Origin of the sequence: Pseudomonas sp. BP11-1-1 (assembly GCF_052112105.1) — a bacterium.
GTDB classification, from domain to species: Bacteria; Pseudomonadota; Gammaproteobacteria; order Pseudomonadales; family Pseudomonadaceae; genus Aquipseudomonas; species Aquipseudomonas alvandae.
In genome coordinates this window covers 1-255 of record NZ_JAUTYU010000067.1, presented here as the reverse complement: position 1 = coordinate 255, position 255 = coordinate 1, and the positions used below count along the sequence as shown (strand labels likewise).

At 63.1% G+C, this 255-nt stretch carries 1 protein-coding gene; it reads right to left on the bottom strand.

Going from position 1 to position 255, the window contains the following annotated elements:
- On the bottom strand, positions 1–255 hold a 255-nt coding region (locus tag Q7C33_RS29030; RefSeq protein WP_407684609.1), incomplete at both ends, for a DUF4147 domain-containing protein.

Below are 255 nucleotides of genomic sequence, written 5' to 3'. Positions count from 1 at the left end.
TGTGGCCAGGTCGCCGGGCACGTCGGAAATCGCATAGGTGTAGACCGTCGCCGGCCAGCAGGCTTTGCCCAGGCGTCCGCCCTTGATCGCCGAGAGGTGCTTGCGCACGCAATTCATCTCGCCGATGATCGCGCCGGATTTGAGCAAGGCTTTGTTGATCGATTGTTTGTCGGCCAGGGTAATGCCGGCCGCCGGCAAGGCCAGCAACGCCGAGCCCCCGCCGGACAGCAGGAAAATCACCCGGTCGTCTTCATT